The 16,898-nt window shown below is 70.2% G+C and carries 11 protein-coding genes; 5 read left to right on the top strand and 6 right to left on the bottom strand.

Translation table 11 applies throughout. From position 1 onward, the window contains the following. The first annotated feature begins 121 nt into the window (after positions 1-121). Positions 122-976, top strand: coding sequence for a G1 family glutamic endopeptidase (locus ABD736_RS04630; RefSeq protein ID WP_344790569.1), 855 nt, complete (start codon positions 122-124; stop codon positions 974-976). Between the two features lie 10 nt (positions 977-986). Here the strand turns inward: ABD736_RS04630 and ABD736_RS04625 are convergent, their stop codons facing one another. Continuing rightward, entirely contained in the window at positions 987-1,682 is a 696-nt protein-coding gene (locus tag ABD736_RS04625; RefSeq protein ID WP_344790568.1) for an endonuclease/exonuclease/phosphatase family protein, read from the bottom strand. Between the two features lie 94 nt (positions 1,683-1,776). Then, positions 1,777-3,837: a 5-methyltetrahydropteroyltriglutamate--homocysteine S-methyltransferase gene (locus ABD736_RS04620; protein WP_344790567.1), complete on the bottom strand. Its 2,061-nt coding sequence runs from the start codon at positions 3,835-3,837 to the stop codon at positions 1,777-1,779. A gap of 72 nt (positions 3,838-3,909) precedes the next feature. On the opposite strand from ABD736_RS04620, the gene metE reads away from it, so the two are divergent. The 3 genes from metE to ABD736_RS04605 are packed head-to-tail and all read left to right on the top strand — an operon-like array spanning position 3,910 to position 10,168. Next, complete coding sequence (gene metE, locus ABD736_RS04615) at positions 3,910-6,216, top strand: 5-methyltetrahydropteroyltriglutamate--homocysteine S-methyltransferase (protein ID WP_344790566.1); 2,307 nt, start codon at positions 3,910-3,912, stop codon at positions 6,214-6,216. After that, a complete protein-coding gene (malQ, locus tag ABD736_RS04610; protein ID WP_344790565.1) occupies positions 6,213-8,336 on the top strand; it encodes a 4-alpha-glucanotransferase in 2,124 nt (707 codons plus the stop codon). Before metE ends, malQ begins: the two co-directional genes overlap by 4 nt. Then, on the top strand, positions 8,333-10,168 hold the full coding sequence (locus tag ABD736_RS04605; RefSeq protein WP_344790564.1) for an SLC13 family permease: 1,836 nt from the start codon (positions 8,333-8,335) through the stop codon (positions 10,166-10,168). Before malQ ends, ABD736_RS04605 begins: the two co-directional genes overlap by 4 nt. Before the next feature lie 20 nt (positions 10,169-10,188). On the opposite strand, the gene ABD736_RS04600 is transcribed toward ABD736_RS04605, so the two are convergent. Beyond that, a complete protein-coding gene (locus ABD736_RS04600; RefSeq protein WP_344790563.1) occupies positions 10,189-11,103 on the bottom strand; it encodes a LysM domain-containing protein in 915 nt (304 codons plus the stop codon). A 55-nt stretch (positions 11,104-11,158) separates the two neighbouring features. After that, positions 11,159-12,445, bottom strand: coding sequence for an MFS transporter (locus ABD736_RS04595; protein ID WP_344790562.1), 1,287 nt, complete (start codon positions 12,443-12,445; stop codon positions 11,159-11,161). Positions 12,446-12,504: 59 nt separating this feature from the next. On the opposite strand from ABD736_RS04595, the gene ABD736_RS04590 reads away from it, so the two are divergent. Next, positions 12,505-14,217, top strand: coding sequence for an esterase-like activity of phytase family protein (locus ABD736_RS04590; RefSeq protein ID WP_344790561.1), 1,713 nt, complete (start codon positions 12,505-12,507; stop codon positions 14,215-14,217). 17 nt (positions 14,218-14,234) lie between these two features. Here the strand turns inward: ABD736_RS04590 and arfA are convergent, their stop codons facing one another. Both arfA and ABD736_RS04580 read right to left on the bottom strand, forming a co-directional pair. Further along, entirely contained in the window at positions 14,235-15,779 is a 1,545-nt protein-coding gene (gene arfA, locus ABD736_RS04585) for an arabinosylfuranosidase ArfA (protein WP_344790560.1), read from the bottom strand. Between the two features lie 56 nt (positions 15,780-15,835). Next, a complete protein-coding gene (locus ABD736_RS04580) occupies positions 15,836-16,861 on the bottom strand; it encodes a LacI family DNA-binding transcriptional regulator (protein ID WP_344790559.1) in 1,026 nt (341 codons plus the stop codon). Between the last annotated feature and the right edge of the window lie 37 nt (positions 16,862-16,898).

Genomic DNA, 16,898 nt, shown 5'->3' with positions numbered 1-16,898 from the left:
CTCAGAGTAGGGGCGCGAGGGATGCCGCGTCGATGACAGACCCCCCAAATGGGGGTGCGTGCCTGTTAGCCTGAGCGAACCTCGCCCGGCACCGCCGGGCTTCCGACCACAAGGGGGAACCATGTCATTCGCTTCACGATGGGCCGCCGGGGCGGCCGTCGCTCTCGTTGCGGCAGGTGCGCTCGCAGCCGCGGCTCCGGCCGGCGCCGCGCCGGCTCACAGTGCGCAGACCGCGCAGACCGCCTCGGCTGTCCATGCCGTCTCCGGCCAGCACCGCTTCTTCCCGGGTCCCGGCGGCCGCGGGCACCGCCTGCCGACGACCACGGGCTCGACGAGCGGCGCGCAGTCGTCGTACAACTGGGCGGGTTACGCCAAGACGGGCACGTTCTCGTCGGCGTCGGCCACCTGGACGGTGCCGACCACGCTGTCGACGAAGTCCGGGTATGCCTCGACCTGGGTCGGCCTCGACGGCTACGCCGACTCATACCTGACCCAGACCGGCATCGAAGAGGATGTCGTGAACGGCCGCGTCACCTACGGCGCCTGGTGGGAGGTCATCACGCCGACCAACGTCGCCCCTGAGGTGGCCTTCAGCGGCTTCACCATCAAGCCCGGCGACTCGATCACGGGCACCGCGACCCGCAACGGGTCGACCACCACACTGACACTCAAGGACAACACCACGGGCAAGACCGCCTCGCACACCGCGTCGTTCGCCGGCCCGGGCGCCTCGGCCGAGTGGATCCAAGAGGACGTCGACGTCAACGGCTACATCTCGACCGCGCCGGACTGGCAGAAGGTCACCTTCACCGGGGTCAAGACGAACGGCGTCTCGGCTGGGCTCACGAGCAGCCAGTCGATCGACATCGTCGACACGCAGGGCACTCGCGAGACCTCGACCAGCGCACCGAACTCGACCAAGGACGGTTTCACCGTCACCTGGCTCGCGACCGGAACGCGGACGCGGGCCGACTGAGCCGCCGCCGCTACGCGATCAGCTGATCCTGGTCTTCGTCTCGATACGAGGCGGAGACCAGGATCGGTTTGTGATCGGAGACGCCGGCGGGAAGCGTCGTGACGCTGCCGATCTCGAGACCGGTCGACGTCGCGAAGTCGAAGTGCCCGCGGAAGTACTTGTAGCGCGCGTAGGTGGTCTGGTCGCTGCGCGAGAGCTCGTAGCCCGACTGCACCATGCGGGCGCGCAGCCCCTTGTGGAACCAGGGATAGTTGAAGTCGCCGACCATGAGGGCGGGAAGGCCGGGGCCGAGCTCGCGCAGCCGGGCGTGCGCGGCGTCGATCTGCGCGCGGCGCAGCGAATTGACGGCGGTCAGCGGCGAGGCGTGGAACGACGCGATCACGACCTCGCGCTCTTCCTCGGTGTCTTCGAGGCGCGTGCCGACGACCCGCTCCTCCGCGGGAGCGAGCACATGGTCGTGCAGCGACTTCTTCAGTGCGAAGTTCTCTGAGGTGACCAGCTCGAAACGGTGCTCGCGGAAATAGAGCGCGAGTCCGAGGCGATTGCGCAGCGTCGCGCCCGCCAGCTTGAGCTCGCCGATGCGGTCGGGAAGACCGGTCGATCCGCACTCCTGCAGGCACAGCACGTCGGGGTCGTGGTGCTCGACCAGAGGCACGAGCTCGCCAGCGGCGTGGTTCTCACGGAGGTTGTAGCTGATCACTCTCACGCGGCCAGGGTACGGGGCCAAGCCGCGAGCCGCCCGGGATTGCGCGCGAGCCGCCGGTGTGTCATCGCGAGTTACAGAAGGATTCACTGCCGGGTCACTGCCAGACCTCAGCAGCGATAGCCACCACTTCGCGCACCTTCGCCCACTGCTGGGCTTCCGTGAGCGCGTGCCCGTCCTGCGTCGAGGCGAAGCCGCACTGCGTGCTCAGCGCGAGCTGGTCGAGGCCGACATAGCGCGCCGCTTCGTCGATGCGCGCCGTGACGACGTCCGGGTTCTCGAGTGCGCCGTCTTTCGAGGTGAGCAGCCCGAGCACGATCTGCTTCGCCGTGCCGTTCGCCGGAGCCGGCACATGTCGCAGCGGCTCGAAACCTCCCGCGCGCTCGGTGTCGTACTCGAGGAAGTAGCCGTCGTAGTCGGTGCCCGCGAGCAGCTGCTCGGCGACCGGTTCGTAGTCGCCGGTCGAGATCCAGGCCGAACGGAAGTTGCCGCCGCACACGTGCGTGGTCACCGTGAGATCCTTCGGCTTGCCCGCGAGCGACGCGTTGATCAGGCTCACGTAACGCTCGGCGAGGCCGTCGACGCGGATGCCGCGCGCCGCTGCCTTCTCGCGCTCGGCGCGCGAGCAGAGGTAGGTCCAGGTCGTGTCGTCGAACTGCAGGTACCGGCATCCCTCGTCATAGAACGCGCGCACCGCGTCGCGATAGGCGGCGGCGAGATCGTCGAAGAGCTCGTCGTGGTCGACATAGGCGCCGCCGGCGAGCCCCTCGCGGTCGAGGCGGAAGTGCAGCACGGCCGGCGACGGGATAGTCATCTTCGGTGTGACGCCCGCAGGAACGTGGTCGCGCAGGAAGCGGAAGTGCTCGAGCATGGGGTGCTCGCGCGAGAACCCGAGCCGGCCGCCGACGAACATCGCCTGGTTCGTCGTGCGCACGCCGCCCACCTCGATCGCACCGCCCGCGCCGGTGACCGAGACGCCGTCGAGGCCCGCGAAGAAGTCGTACTGCCAGGAGCCGCGGCGGAACTCGCCGTCGGTGGCGACCTGCAGCCCGGCATCCGCCTGCTTCGCGATCACGTCTTCCACCGCGGCGTCTTCCACCGCGCGCAGCTCGTCGGCGTCGTTCCGGGCCCGCGCGCGGCGAATGCTCGCCGGCCGCAGGAAGCTGCCGACGACCTCGGCGCGGAACGGGGGAGCGGCGGCCGCAGGGCCCCGGCGGCGAGTCGTGGGGCGCCGACTCGGCGCGAGTGCGGCGGCCTGGGTGCGCAGTGCCTCGAGCACGGCGCGCACGCCCCGGCGGTGCAGCGTGTCGGGCCGCGCGAGCACGTCGATGCGCCGTGTTGCGGCGATCTCGGGCGCGAGCGGGCGCAGACGCACGCCGGCTGTGCGGTAGGCGGTGCCCGTGTGCCGCGGCATGAGCGCGATGCAATCGGATGCCTCGAGCATCGCCGCCGCGACGGCGAAGTCGTTCACCCGGTGCGCGATGACGGGCTCCGCGCCGGTCGCGGTGCCGATCGCCTGCACGGCGGCGGCGAGCGGAGCGTCGTCGTGCACGGCGATCCACGGCAGGCCGCGCAGTTCGGCGGCGGTGATCGGCAGGGCGTCGGGAGCGCCGGTGCCGGCGCTGTCGAGCCGGTGGCCGGCGCGGAACGCGAGGTCGAGCTGCTCGGTGAGCAGGGGCACGACCGCGAGCTGCGCCGGCCATTCCTCCGCGCCGACGAGCCGCTGGGCGATGACGAGGTCGGTGTCGGCGACGAGGCCGGGGTAGTCGGCCTGCCTGACCTCCTGATCACGCAGCACCAGCTGGGGCCGGCCGGCGATCGCCGCGCCCATCAGCCGGGGGAAGAGCGCGACCGCGGCCGAGTGGAAGGCGCTGACCGAGACGGGAGCCGCAGAGTCGTCATGGAACTCGGTGATCGAGTTCGCGGCATCGATGAGCGCGGATTCCACGGCCACGGCCGCGTCGGCGAGAGCCGCCCCCGCGGCGGTGAGCACCGTGCGCCGGCCCTCGAGCTTCGTCAGCGGCACCCCGACCGAGCGCTGCAGGCCGGCCAGCTGCTGCGAGACGGCCGACGGAGTCACGCGGAACGCGGCGGCGACGGCGGCGATGCTGCCGCGGTCGCGCAGCTCGCGCAGAGCGCGCAATTGAGCCAGTTCCATTAGACCAAGCTAATCCATGCGTGAAGAGATTGGCGGCTGGTCTTACGCATCGCTCGATCGCAGGGTGGAAGCATGAGCACGCCCTTCCCCACCGGAACCATCCTCGGCTACCCCCGCATCGGCCGCCGCCGTGAGCTGAAGCGCGCCATCGAGTCGTTCTGGCGTGGCGAGATCGACGCGGCCGAGCTCGAGTCGCGCGCTGCGGACTTGCGCCGTGCCACCCGCGAGCGCCTGGCGGACCTCGGCCTGGGCCGCACCGACTCGTCGATTCCCGAGTCGTTCAGCTACTACGACCAGGTGCTCGACGCCGCCGTCACCGTGGGCGCCGTGCCGGCCGCCGACCTCGACGGCTACTTCGCCTTCGCCCGCGGCACGGCCGCGCAGGCGCCGCTCGAGATGACGAAGTGGTTCGACTCGAACTACCACTACCTCGTGCCCGAGATCGGCCCGGAGACCGAGTTCCGGCTCGCGAGCGACCGGATCGTCGCCGAGTTCGAAGAGGCGAGGGCCGACGGATTCCTCACCAGGCCCGTCATCGTCGGGCCGGTCACCCTGCTCGCGCTCGCGAAGCCGAGCGCCGGGGCGCCAGAAGGCTTCCGGCCCCTGGCGCGCCTCGCCGAGCTGCTGCCCGTCTACGCACAGCTGCTCGAGAGGCTCGCGGTCTCAGGCGCCGCCTGGGTGCAGCTCGATGAGCCGGCACTCGTCAGCGAGAGCCTCGGCGACACGACTGCCGAGCTGCGCGCCGCGGCCGGCACGGCGTACGCGCACCTCGGCCGCCTCGAGAAGCGTCCGCAGATCTTCGTGGCGGCGCCGTACGCGTCGCTCGACGCCACGCTGGCCACGCTCGCCGGCACACCGGTCGAGGCGATCGGCCTCGACCTCGTGCGGGGCGCGATTCCCACCGAGCTGCACGACTGCACGCGCGAGGCGCTCACGACGAAGACTCTCATCGGCGGCGTCATCGACGGCCACAACGTCTGGCGGGGCGACCTCGCTGCCGCCTTCGCCAAGCTCGGCCTGCTGCGCGAGCTGAGCCCGCACGTCGCCGTCTCGACCTCGACCTCGCTGCTGCACGTTCCCCACGACACGGGTGACGAGCCGCAGCTCGACGAGCGACTGAAGTCGTGGCTGGCCTTCGCCGACCAGAAGGTCGAGCAGGTCGCGACGCTGGCCACGGGACTCGAGCGTGGCGCCGTCGCGATCGACGGTGCGCTGGCACAGGCATCCGCCGCCCTCGATGATCGCCTCACCGCACCGGGGGTGCGCGTGCCCGCGGTGCGCGAGCGCCTCGCGGCACTTCGCCCGTCCGACTTCAGCCGCGCGCCCTACGCAGAGCGCGTCGCCGCGCAGGACGCAGCGCTCGACCTGCCCGCGCTGCCCACGACGACGATCGGGTCGTTCCCGCAGACCGGCGACATCCGCCGCGCGCGTGCTGCGCTGGCGAAGGGCGAACTCGACGCGGCCGCCTATGACGAGGCGATGCGGAACGAGATCCGCCACGTGGTCGAGCTGCAGGAGGACCTCGGCCTCGACGTGCTGGTGCACGGCGAGCCCGAGCGCAACGACATGGTGCAGTACTTCGCGGAAGGGCTCGACGGCTTCGCGGTGACCGTCAACGGCTGGGTGCAGTCCTACGGCACGAGGTGCACGCGCCCGTCGATCCTCTGGGGCGACGTCTCGCGGCCGGCGCCGCTCACCGTCGAGTGGTCGCGCTTCGCGCAGAGCCTCACGAGCAAGCCGATGAAGGGCATGCTGACGGGGCCGGTGACGATCCTCGCGTGGTCGTTCGTGCGCGACGACCAACCGCTCGGCGACACCGCGAACCAGGTCGCGCTCGCTCTGCGCGACGAGATCGCCGACCTCGAGCAGGCGGGCATCCGCATCATCCAGGTCGACGAGCCCGCGCTGCGCGAGCTGCTGCCGCTCAAGCGCGCGGCCCAGCCCGCGTACCTCGACTGGTCGGTCGGGTCGTTCCGCCTCGCGACCGGCGGCGCCCACCCCGCGACCCAGGTGCACACGCACCTCTGCTACTCCGAGTTCGGTGTCGTCATCGATGCGATTCGGGCTCTCGACGCCGACGTCACCTCGATCGAGGCGGCGCGCAGCCGCATGGAGGTCGTGCACGACCTCGAGCGCTCGGGGTTCGATCACGGTGTGGGCCCCGGGGTCTACGACATCCACTCGCCGCGCGTGCCGAGCGTCGCCGAGCTGACCGAGCTGCTGCGGCGCGCGGCAGCTGCAGTGCCGGAGCGGCAGCTGTGGGTCAACCCCGACTGCGGCCTCAAGACACGGGGTTATGACGAGACCGTTACGAGCCTGCGTCACATGGTTCAAGCCACTCGCGCCGTGCGGCAGGGGGCTGACAAGATCGCGGTGTGACCGATCGAGACCTCGGCGAGCTTGCCGCCGCATACGGCGTTCAGACCGAGTACTGGGACTGGCAGGGCAAGCACGTCGAGGTCTCGGCCGCCACGCTGCGCGCGATTCTGAGCGCGCTGGGCGCGGACGTCGCGGACCCTGCGGCCGCGCTCGAAGAACGCCGGCTGGCGCCGTGGCGACGGATGCTTCCACCGGCCGTCGTCGTCACCGAGGGCCGCCGCGCGCAGGTCGAGGTGCACGTCGCCGACGGCAGCGACGTCGAGGTGTGGGTCGACCTTGAAGGCGGCGCCGGCCGCCGCGGCCTGCGGCAGCTCGACAACTGGAACGCGGCGCGCGAGATCGACGGGGAGCGCATCGGCGAGGCGTCCTTCGAGATCCCCGGCGACCTGCCGCTCGGCTATCACCGGCTTCACGCCCGGGCGGTCGCGCGCGAGGCCGACGTACTGCTCGCGGTGACACCCGCGCGGCTCGAGCTGCCGGAGCACCTGGCGGCGACGCCGGGGTGGGGATTCGCGGTGCAGCTCTACAGCGTGCACTCGGCCGGCTCGTGGGCGACGGGCGACCTCACCGACCTGACCGACCTGAGCGTCTGGGCCGCTACCGAGCACGGCGCCGACTTCGTGCTCGTGAACCCGCTGCACGCGGTCGCACCGAGCGAGCCGATGACGCCGTCGCCCTACCTGCCGGTGACTCGGCGGTTCACGAATCCGCTGTACGTGCGGCCTGAGCGGGTGCCCGAGTGGCTCGGCCTCAAGAGGGGTCTGCGCAAGCAGCTCGAAGAGCGCCGCGCGCAGCTCGCCAAGGCGACGAAGAAGTCGACCACCGTCGAACGCGACGCCGGCTGGAACCTCAAGCGCGCCGCGCTCGAGGCCGTGCACGCGGTCACGCGAACGCCGGGGCGCGAGGCGTCCTACCGCTGGTTCGTAAAGCAGAGCGGCCGCAGCCTCGAGGACTACGCGCGCTGGTGCGCCCTCGCCGCCGAGTACGAGGACGACTGGCGCGAGTGGCCCGAGGAGTTGCGCGACCCCGACTCGCCGGCCGTCGCCGCCTTCGCCGACGAGCACGAGTGGCAGGTCGACTTCCACCGCTGGCTGCAGTGGCTCGCCACCGAGCAGCTGGACGAGGCGCAGGCCGCCGCGCGCCGCCACGGCATGGCGCTCGGGGTGCTGAACGACCTCGCCGTCGGCGTGCACCCCGGGGGAGTGGACGCCTGGCGGCTGCAGCAGGTCTATGCGCCGGGGATGCTCGTGGGTGCGCCGCCGGACGCCTACAGCCAGACCGGTCAGACCTGGGGTCAGCCGCCGTGGAGTCCCGACGCGCTCGCCGAGGCGGCCTACGAGCCGTTCCGCGAGATCGTCGCAGGCGTGCTGCGTCACTCGGGCGGCGTGCGCATGGACCACGTCGCCGGGCTCTTCCGCCTGTGGTGGGTGCCAGAGGGGCGCTCGGCGATCGACGGCACCTACGTGCGCTACGACCACGATGCACTCGTCGGCATCCTGTGCCTCGAGGCGCGGCGCGCCGGCGCGGTCGTGGTCGGTGAGGACGTCGGGGTCGTCGAGCAGTCCACCCGCGAGTACCTGGCCGGCCGCGGCATCCTCGGCACCTCCATCCTGTGGTTCGAGCGCGACTACTTCGGCGACGGGCGGCCGCTGGCGCCCGAGCGATGGCGTGAGCTGTGTCTCGGCTCGGTGACGACACACGATCTGCCGCCGTCGCTGAGCTACCTCGCCGGCGACCACGTCCTGCTGCGCGAGAAGCTGGGGCTGCTGACGCGGCCCGTGGAGACCGAGCTGGCTGAGACGCGCGCCGAGCGCGAGCTGTGGCTCGAGACGCTGCGCTCGCGGGGTCTCGTGGGCGAAGACCCTGGCGAGGAGGAGATCGTGCTTGCCCTGCATCGCTTCCTGGCCGAGACACCCGCGCGCCTGCGCGCGCTCTCGCTCGCCGACGCGGTCGGCGACCGGCGCACGCAGAATCAGCCGGGCTCGGTCGACGAGTACCCGAATTGGCGCGTGGCGCTGACGGATGCCTCGGGCAAGCCGGTGCCGCTCGAGAAAGTGTTCACGTCTGAGCGCGCGGCGCGGCTGATCGCGGCCGTGAAGGGTGGCGGCGCCAGCGTGTGAACGCCCACCTGCTGATCACCCTCGGTCTGCTGGCGGCCGCGATCGCGATGTTCGCGATCGGGCGGCCGCGGCTCGACGTGGTCGCGGTGCTGATGATCGTGCTGCTGCCGATCACCGGCGTGCTCACCGTGCCTGAGACACTCTCGGGCTTCGCCGATCAGAACGTGGTGCTGATCGGTGCGCTGTTCGTCGTCGGCGAGGCGCTGTCGCGCACGGGTGTGACCTATCGCCTCGGCGACTGGCTGTCGCGCACGGCCGGCACGAGCAGCACCCGGCTGCTGGTGCTGCTCATGGTCTGCGTCGCTCTGCTCGGCGCGGTGATGAGCTCGACGGGAGTCGTCGCCATCTTCATTCCCGTCGTGCTGAGCATCGCGAGGCGGCTGCGAGTCTCGCCACGGCAGCTGATGATGCCGCTGAGCTTCGCGGCACTCATCAGCGGCATGCTCACCCTGATCGCGACCGCCCCGAACCTCGTCGTCGACGCCGAGCTGCGCCGGCTCGGTCACGCGGGGTTCGGATTCTTCACCATCACGCCGTTCGGGCTGGCGGTGCTCGTGCTCGGGATCGTCTATCTGCTCTTTGCGAGACGGTGGCTCGCTGGCGGCGAGGTCGGCGAGTCCGAGGCCGAGCGGGCGACCTTTCCCGCGCTGATCGCGAAGTACGGGCTGGCCGCCCGCGAGCGGCGGCTCAGGGTGGGGCGGCGATCGCCGCTGATCGGGCTGGTGCCGAACGCGGCCGAGGTGCGGCGCGAGTACGGCCTGCGCATCCTCGCCGTCGAGCGCAGCCGCTGGGGCCAGAAGACCCTGACGCTCGGCACCGAGCCGCACGGCCTGACCGTGCGCGCGGGCGATGTGCTGCTCGCGGACGTCTCGGGGGAGGGGGCGGGCCCGTCGCTGGAACGGCGCCTGGGCATCGCGGAGCTGCCGCTGGGCGACGGCGTCTTCGTCCAGACCTCGCGCGAGCTCGGGCTCGCCGAGATCATCCTGCCGCCGAACTCCGGTGCTCTCGGGCGCACCGTCGCGGAGCTGCGGATGCACCACGACTACGAGGTCGACGTGATCGGCATCCGCCACGGCTCCACGGTCGTCTCGCGCGCGCTCGCCACCGAGCGGCTGCGGCTCGGCGACACCCTGCTCGTCGTCGGCAGCTGGGAGGCGATCCGCCGCCTCGGTGCCCCCGGCGGCGACTTCATCGCGCTCGAGCTGCCCGCAGAAGTGGAAGAACGCGTGCCTGCCGCGAGCCGTGCCCCGCTCGCCCTGCTGAGCCTCGCCGTCATGATTGCGCTGATGGTCACGGGCATCGTGCCGAACTTCGTCGCCGCCCTGATCGCCTGCCTGCTGATGGGGCTGTTCGGCTGCATCGACCTGGCAGCCGCCTACCGTGCGATCCACTGGCCGACGCTGCTGCTCATCGTCGGCATGCTGCCGTTCGCCGTCGCCCTCGAGAAGACCGGCGGCATCGACCTGGCCGCGTCGGGGCTGGTCGACTGGCTGGGCGGCGCGGCGCCGAGCCTCATCCTGACCGGCCTGTTCGTCGTGACGGCGGCGATCGGGATGTTCGTCAGCAACACCGCCACCGCCGTGCTGATGGCGCCGATCGCGATCAGCATCGCGAGCCACCTCGGGGCGTCGCCGTACCCCTTCGCGATGGTGGTCGTGCTCGCGGCATCCGCGGCGTTCATCACGCCCGTGTCGTCACCGGTGAACACACTCGTGCTCGACCCGGGGCGGTACCGCTTCGGTGATTTCGTGAAGGTGGGCGCGCCGTTCACCGTCGTCGTGCTGCTGGTCGCGGTGTTCCTCGTGCCTGTGCTGCTGCCGATCCACCCCTGACGGGCAGCGGTCAGGGCAGGTCAGAGCCGGTCGGGGTCGAGGTTCAGGGTCGTGCCCGCATACAGGTACTGCTGATCGCCGAAGACCTGCAGATTCGCGTTGAGCCAGATGAGGTCGGTGACCGAGATGCCGAAGCGCTCGGCGACCACCGAGGTGATGTCGCCCTGCGCCACGAGATAGCTGCGCGGCGCGCGGGTGCTCGTGGTCGCAGTCACCTTGCCCGCTGCGTAGCTGCGGGCGCCGTGGTCGACGGGGTGAACGTTCGTGGCGCGCACCGGGATCGACCAGTGCACGGTGTTGACCGCGAGCACCTTGTTCGGCCCGAGCTCCACCGGGATCCCGTCGCTCGTCGGCGCCGACGAATACGTCACGAGCGTCGTGAGATACGAGGGCTGGCCGAGATTTCCCAGGGATGCCGTCGATGCGGTCGCCTTCGTCGTCGGGCCGCCGAGCACGTGGTCGCCGACGCCGTGCCACGTGAGCCCGTCACCCACGCGCGGCGGGATGTCGATGAGCGTGACAGACACCGGCACCGGGATCGTCGACGTGAAGCCCGAGTAGCGCACGGAATAGGTGTTGTTGCCGTTCGCCACCGCCTGGTAGTGGAAGTGGATGCTGCCCTTCGGCGAGGCGACGTCGCCCTGCGCGACCACCGTGCCGGCCGGCACAGGGGTCAGCGTCGGCTGCACGACCGGGGTCGTCACCGGCTCCGGGGTGGCGAGATGCGATTCGGTGGGATTCGGCGCGACCGAGGGCGTCGCCGGCGCCGACGTGGCCGTCTCTTCGGGCGTCGCCGTCACGCGGGGATCGGGCGAGGCGGTGGTCGACTTCTGGCCCGAAGCGCTGGCCGAGTCATCGGCGAGCAGCGAGCAGCCGGTCAGCAGCGCGGCCAGCGTGAAAGCAACGCCGACCGCGGCGAACCCCCGTGTTCTCACAGAGGCGATCCTTTCACAACAGCAACTACCTCATTGGCCCCCGAAAGGGAGGGCATCACGCAGGTCGCGCCGCTGTGACCTCCTGCAGCTTCTCCTTCGACCGGAAGTCGATGCCCTTCGCCTGGCGGCCGAGCGCCGTCAGCAGGATCACCGCGACGGCGGCGCCCGCGACCGTCCACGTCATCGCCCAGGGGTAGCCGATGTGCGGTGCGAGCGACTGCTGGATCGGCAGGTTGAACGCCGCGATCACGTTGCCGAGCTGATAGGTCACACCGGGGTAGAAGCCGCGGATCGCGTTCGGCGACATCTCGTTGAGGTGCGCGGGGATCGCTCCCCACGCGCCCTGGGTCGTGAGCTGGATGAGCGCGGAGCCGAGGCACAGCCAACCCGCGGTCGTCGAGAACGCGAACAGCGGGATGAGCGGCAGGGTGAGGGCTGCGCCCAGGATGATCGTCGCCTTGCGCCCCCAGCGGTCTGACAGCGAGCCGAGCAGGACGCATCCCACGATCGCCCCCACGTTGTAGATGACCGCGATCCACGTCGCCGTCGCGGGGGAGAGGCCGGCCCCGCCGTCATCCGTCGCCTTCAAGAAGGTGGGGTAGATGTCCTGCGTGCCGTGCGACATCCAGTTGAACGCGGCCATCAGCACCACGAGGTAGATGAAGCGGCGCAGGATCTTCCCGTTGAAGAACACGGTGCGGATCGAGGTCTGCGTGATCTTGAGGTTCGTCTGCGTGGTCTCCCACACCTCCGACTCGCGCACGCGCGTGCGGATGATCAGAGAGATGAGGGCGGGCAGGATGCTCAAGGCGAACAGCCACCGCCAGCTGAGTCCGGCGGCCGAGACGACGAGCAGGAACGCGAGAGAGGCGAGCAGGTAGCCGGCGGAGTAGCCCGCCTGCAGGATGCCGCTGTAGAAGCCGCGCCGGGTGGGAGGCACCTTCTCCATCGTGAGCGCCGCGCCGAGGCCCCATTCGCCGCCCATGCCGATGCCGTACAGCAGGCGCAGGATGAACAGCGCCGTGAAGTTCGGCGCGAAGGCGCACAGGAACCCGACCAGCGAATAGAAGCAGACGTCGACGATGAGCGGCGTGCGGCGGCCGATCTTGTCGGCCCAGAGGCCGAAGAGGTATGCCCCGACCGGTCGCATCAGCAGCGTGATGGTCGTGAGAAACGCCATGCGCTCGAGCGAGACGCCGAAGTCCTTCCCGATGTCTGCGTAGACGAGCACGATGATGAAGTAGTCGAAGGCGTCCATCATCCAGCCGAGGAACGAGGCCGCGAAGGCGCTGCGCTGGTCCGAGTTCAGGCGGAATGGCGGGGTATGAGCGTCGCTGGTCATGATCTTCAGTTCATCCCCTGTTCGAGGGGATTTCACGCAGGCGCGCCAAGTTCGGATGCATGAGCAAACTCCCCATTCTGCGCCGCCGCACCCGAGTGCTCCTCGCGGCCGGCGCCACCGCTGCCCTCGCCTGCACCGGCGTCGTCGCCGCCCAGGCGAACGGCTGGGTCACCGCCCCGACGCACGACTTCAGTGCGGCATCCGACACGTTCTCAGGCCACGGTGTCGTGACCGGCAACGTCCTGCGCAACGACCGAGGTGCGAGCGCCGTCGTGCGCAACACGGACCCCGCGAACGGCACCGTCACGGTGAACGCCGACGGCTCGTTCACCTACACGCCGAAGGCGGGCTTCACCGGCACCGACACCTTCACGTACACGACGACGGATGCTGTCGAGCTGTTCCGCGACACGACGGCGAAGGGCGCGCCCCTGCCGCCGCTCGGCACGGTCGCGGGACCCAACGGCACCACCACGACCCTGTCTGGAGAGGGCTACGGCTCGTCGCTCGCACCGGTGCCGGGGAAGAACGGCTGGTTCTACGGCCTCACCGACCGCGGCCCGAATGCCGACGACCCGCTGGGCAACAAATCTGAGCCGCTGCCCGGCTTCACGCCGCAGATCGGCGAGTTCAAGCTCGTCGACGGGAAGGCCGAGCTGCAGAAGACCATCACGCTCAAGGGACCGAAGACCGTCACAGGCCCCGCCGGCCAGAAGGGCCAGCCCTACAGCGGCCGGCCGCCGCAGCCGGACACGAAAGAGACCATCGACGACGTGGCGAAGAGCAGCGGTGCGACGGGCGTGCCCGTCGCACCTGACCCCGACGGCTACGACTCCGAGGGCCTGGTGGCGCTGCCCGACGGCACCTTCTGGGTCTCCGACGAGTACGGCCCTTACGTCACCCACTTCGACGCGAACGGCTACGAGCTCGGCCGCCTGACCCCGTACAAGGACAGCCCGAACAACGCCTTCCACAAGATCGTCGGCTACCTGCCCGCCGAGCTCGCCTACCGCTCGAACAACAAGGGCATGGAGGGCCTGACCGTCACGCCCGACGGCTCGACCCTGGTCGGGGCGATGCAGGCGGCCCTGCAGCTGCCCGACCTCGGGTCGACCAAGGCCTCGAAGGTGGCTGCCACGCGCATCGTGACGATCGACCTGCACACCTTCAAGACCCACGAGTACCTCTATCTGCTCGACGACCCGGATGACACCGGCGACGCCGTCAGCGAGATCACCGCGCTCTCGAAGACGAAGTTCCTGGTCGACGAGCGCGACGGCAACGTCGAGCCGTTCGCCAACAAGGACCTCTACGAGATCGACCTGAACGGCGCGACCGACGTCAGCGGCCTGACGGTCGGCGGCAAGTCGCCAGAGGCGCTCGTCGGCAAGTCGGGCACCAACGTCGCGCTGGCCACCCTGACCGCGGCGGGGATCCACGTGGCGCAGAAGCAGCCGTACGTCGAGGTCGGCCAACTGGTCAGCCAGCTCGACCCGACGGGCAAGCTGTTCGGCCACGACAAGGTCGAGGGCGTCGCCACGACGGATGCCGGAAAGACGCTGTACCTCTCGAACGATGACGACTTCGGCATCGACTACATCGGGAACAACGGCGACGACGAGCCGCAGGCGGACGCCGACGGCACCTGGGGCGTGCACCAGAAGGTGCTGCCGGCGACCGGCGCCGAAGACGACGGCGAGATCCTCAAGGTCGACACGACCAAGCTGCCGGCCGTGCTGAAGACCGTCACCGTGACGGTGCACGTGCGGTAGGCCCCGTGGGCTCGCGGTTACGCCTTGGTGACCGCGAGCTCCACGACCGCCCACGACAGCGCAGGCAGGGTGACCTTCAGATCGCCGTGCTCGTCGACGCCGACGCCGTCGAGTCGGGTGAGCCCCACGGCGTCCTGCGCCTGCTCGGTGTTCGCGGTGAAGCGGTCGCCGCCCTCCGGCACCGTCAGCGCCTCGGCCCGCGTGACCTCGCCGGCAGCCAGGCCGCGCAGGGTGACGGTCACGTCCGCTGCTTCGTCGAGCCCGCGGTTCGCAAGGAAGACGGCGACGCGGCCACGCTCTTCGTCGTAGGTCGTGCTCGCGTCGACCACCGGTGCATCCCCGTATTGAGTCGAGTCGAAGCGGTCGCCCGTCTGCGCCGTGCGCAGGATCTGACCGCTCGCGAGCTCCGCCATCCGGGCGAACGGCCAGAAGATCGTCTGGCGCCATGCCGGACCGCCCTGCTCGCTGCGGATCGGGGCGATCACGTTGACGAGCTGCGCCTGGTTCGCGATCGTCACACGATCGCCGTGCCGCAGCAGCGAATTGAGGAAGCTGCCGACGACGACGGCATCCGTCACGTTGTAGGTGTCCTCGATGAGGCGCGGGTGCTCCCGCCAGACGCCCGCCTTCTCGACGACGTGCGGCTGGTCTTCGGTCTCGAGACCGCGCTGGTACCAGACGTTCCACTCATCGAACGACAGGTTGACGTTCTTCGTCGACTTGCGCTTCGCCTTCACCGCGTCGACGGTCGAGATGACCTCTTCGATGAAGTAGTCCATGTCGTTGGAAGCCGCGAGGAATGACGCGACGTCGCCGTCGAGCTCCTGGTAGTAGGCGTGCAGCGAGACGTAGTCGACCTCGTCGTAGGCGTGCGAGAGCACCGTGTGCTCCCACTCGCCGAAGGTCGGCATGTGGCGCCCGGACGACCCGACGGCCACGACCTCGATCGACGGGTCGACGAGCTTCATCGCCTTCGCCGACTCCTGCGCAAGGCGCCCGTACTCGTCGGCCGTCTTGTGGCCGATCTGCCAGGGGCCGTCGAGTTCGTTGCCGAGGTTCCAGACCTTGATGCCGAACGGGTCCTTCGCGCCGTTCTTGACGCGCAGGTCGGACCAGTAGGTGCCGCCGGGGTGGTTCGCATACTCGACCAGTGCGCGCGCCTCTTCGACGCCGCGGGTGCCGAGGTTGATGGCCTCCATGATCTCGACGCCGGCCTTCTTCGCCCAGCCGGCGAACTCGTGAAGGCCGAAGGCGTTGGTCTCGACGGTGTGCCAGGCTCCGTCGAGGCGGCGGGGGCGGTCTTCGACCGGCCCGATGCCGTCTTCCCAGCGGTACCCCGAGACGAAGTTGCCGCCGGGGTAGCGCACGATCGACACGCCCATCTCGCGCGTCAGGTCGAGCACGTCACCGCGATACCCGTTCTCGTCGGCGGTCGGGTGGCCGGGTTCGAAGATGCCCGTGTACACGCAGCGCCCCATGTGCTCGACGAACGAGCCGAAGAGGCGGCGCGGCACGGGGCCGACGGTGAAGTCGCGGTCGACGATGATGCGCGCTGAAGTCATGCGGTGATCTTTACATCGTTGTAATACAGGTCGCAAGTCCGGGTGGCGGCGCGTCGCTAACGGCGTGCGACGCTGTCCCGATGCACGAGCTCGTGCGGGATCACGATGTCCGAGGCGGGGGCGTCGGGCTCGGCGATCCTCTTCGCGAGGGCGGTCAGCGCGGCATCCGCAATGCTGCGCTTGTCGAATCTCACGGTCGTGAGGGCGGGAATCGCGAACGCCGCCTCGCCGATGTCGTCGAAGCCGACGACCGACATGTCGTCCGGCACCCGGATGCCGCGCTTCGCGAGCACGTGCAGCACGCCGAGCGCCATCGAGTCCGTGAAGCAGAACACGGCGTCGGGCAGCGCGCCGCCCGCGTTCTCGAGGTGGTCGAGAAGCCCGGAGAATTCGGATGCCGCCGCGGCCGGCGTCCACTCGGGGGCGACCACATTCAGGGCGGGCTCCTCGGTCAGCCCCGCTTCGGTGAGCGCCGCGCGGTAGCCCTCGTGCCGCAGCAGGCTCGTCGCCGAGCGGAACCGGTCGTCGGAGCCGCCGACGATGGCGATGCGCCGGTGGCCGGTCTCGATCAGGTGGGCGGTCATCTCGCGCGCCGCGGCAGGGCTGTCGACGTGCACCTGATCGATGCCGTACGGCTCGACCTCGCCGATCACGACGATCGGCGGCAGCCGGACCCCGTCGAGATCTGCCTGCGCGTTCTGCTGCGCGACGACGCTCATCGACAGGAGCGTCGGGTTCAGGATCAGCCCGTCGACGAGGTGGGTGCGGGCACGCGAGACGAGCTCGACCTCGCGGTGCGGGTCGTTGCCGCTCTGCTCGAGCTGGATCGCCCAGCCCCGCTCGTGCGCGAGTTCGACGAAGTGTCGGGCGAGCTCGGCCGAGTATGCGGTGCTCAGATCGGGCAGGGCGAGCGCGATGTTTCCCGAGCGCCCGTTGCGCAAGCCGCGCGCCGACATGTTGGGCACGTAGTCGAGCTGGGCGAGCGCGGATTCCACGCGCTCCCGCGTCTCAGCTCGCACCGGCACGACGCCGTTGATCACGTTGGAGACGGTCTTCGGCGACACTCCGGCCAGCTTGGCCACGTCCCGTACGGTTGCGCGCATCGTGGCCAGAGCATAT

The organism is Gryllotalpicola daejeonensis, assembly GCF_039538145.1.
Classification (GTDB): Bacteria; Actinomycetota; Actinomycetes; order Actinomycetales; family Microbacteriaceae; genus Gryllotalpicola; species Gryllotalpicola daejeonensis.
Note: the sequence above shows the minus strand (reverse complement) of the source record. Positions and strands in the feature narration are given on the sequence as shown.

Excerpts from the sequence above, each read along its gene's own strand:
- ABD736_RS04630 (WP_344790569.1), top strand. The coding sequence starts at position 122 with ATGTCATTCGCTTCACGATGGGCCGCCGGGGCGGCCGTCGCTCTCGTT.
- ABD736_RS04620 (WP_344790567.1), bottom strand. The coding sequence starts at position 3,837 with ATGGAACTGGCTCAATTGCGCGCTCTGCGCGAGCTGCGCGACCGCGGC.
- metE (WP_344790566.1), top strand. The coding sequence starts at position 3,910 with ATGAGCACGCCCTTCCCCACCGGAACCATCCTCGGCTACCCCCGCATC.
- ABD736_RS04595 (WP_344790562.1), bottom strand. The coding sequence starts at position 12,445 with ATGACCAGCGACGCTCATACCCCGCCATTCCGCCTGAACTCGGACCAG.
- ABD736_RS04590 (WP_344790561.1), top strand. The coding sequence starts at position 12,505 with ATGAGCAAACTCCCCATTCTGCGCCGCCGCACCCGAGTGCTCCTCGCG.
- arfA (WP_344790560.1), bottom strand. The coding sequence starts at position 15,779 with ATGACTTCAGCGCGCATCATCGTCGACCGCGACTTCACCGTCGGCCCC.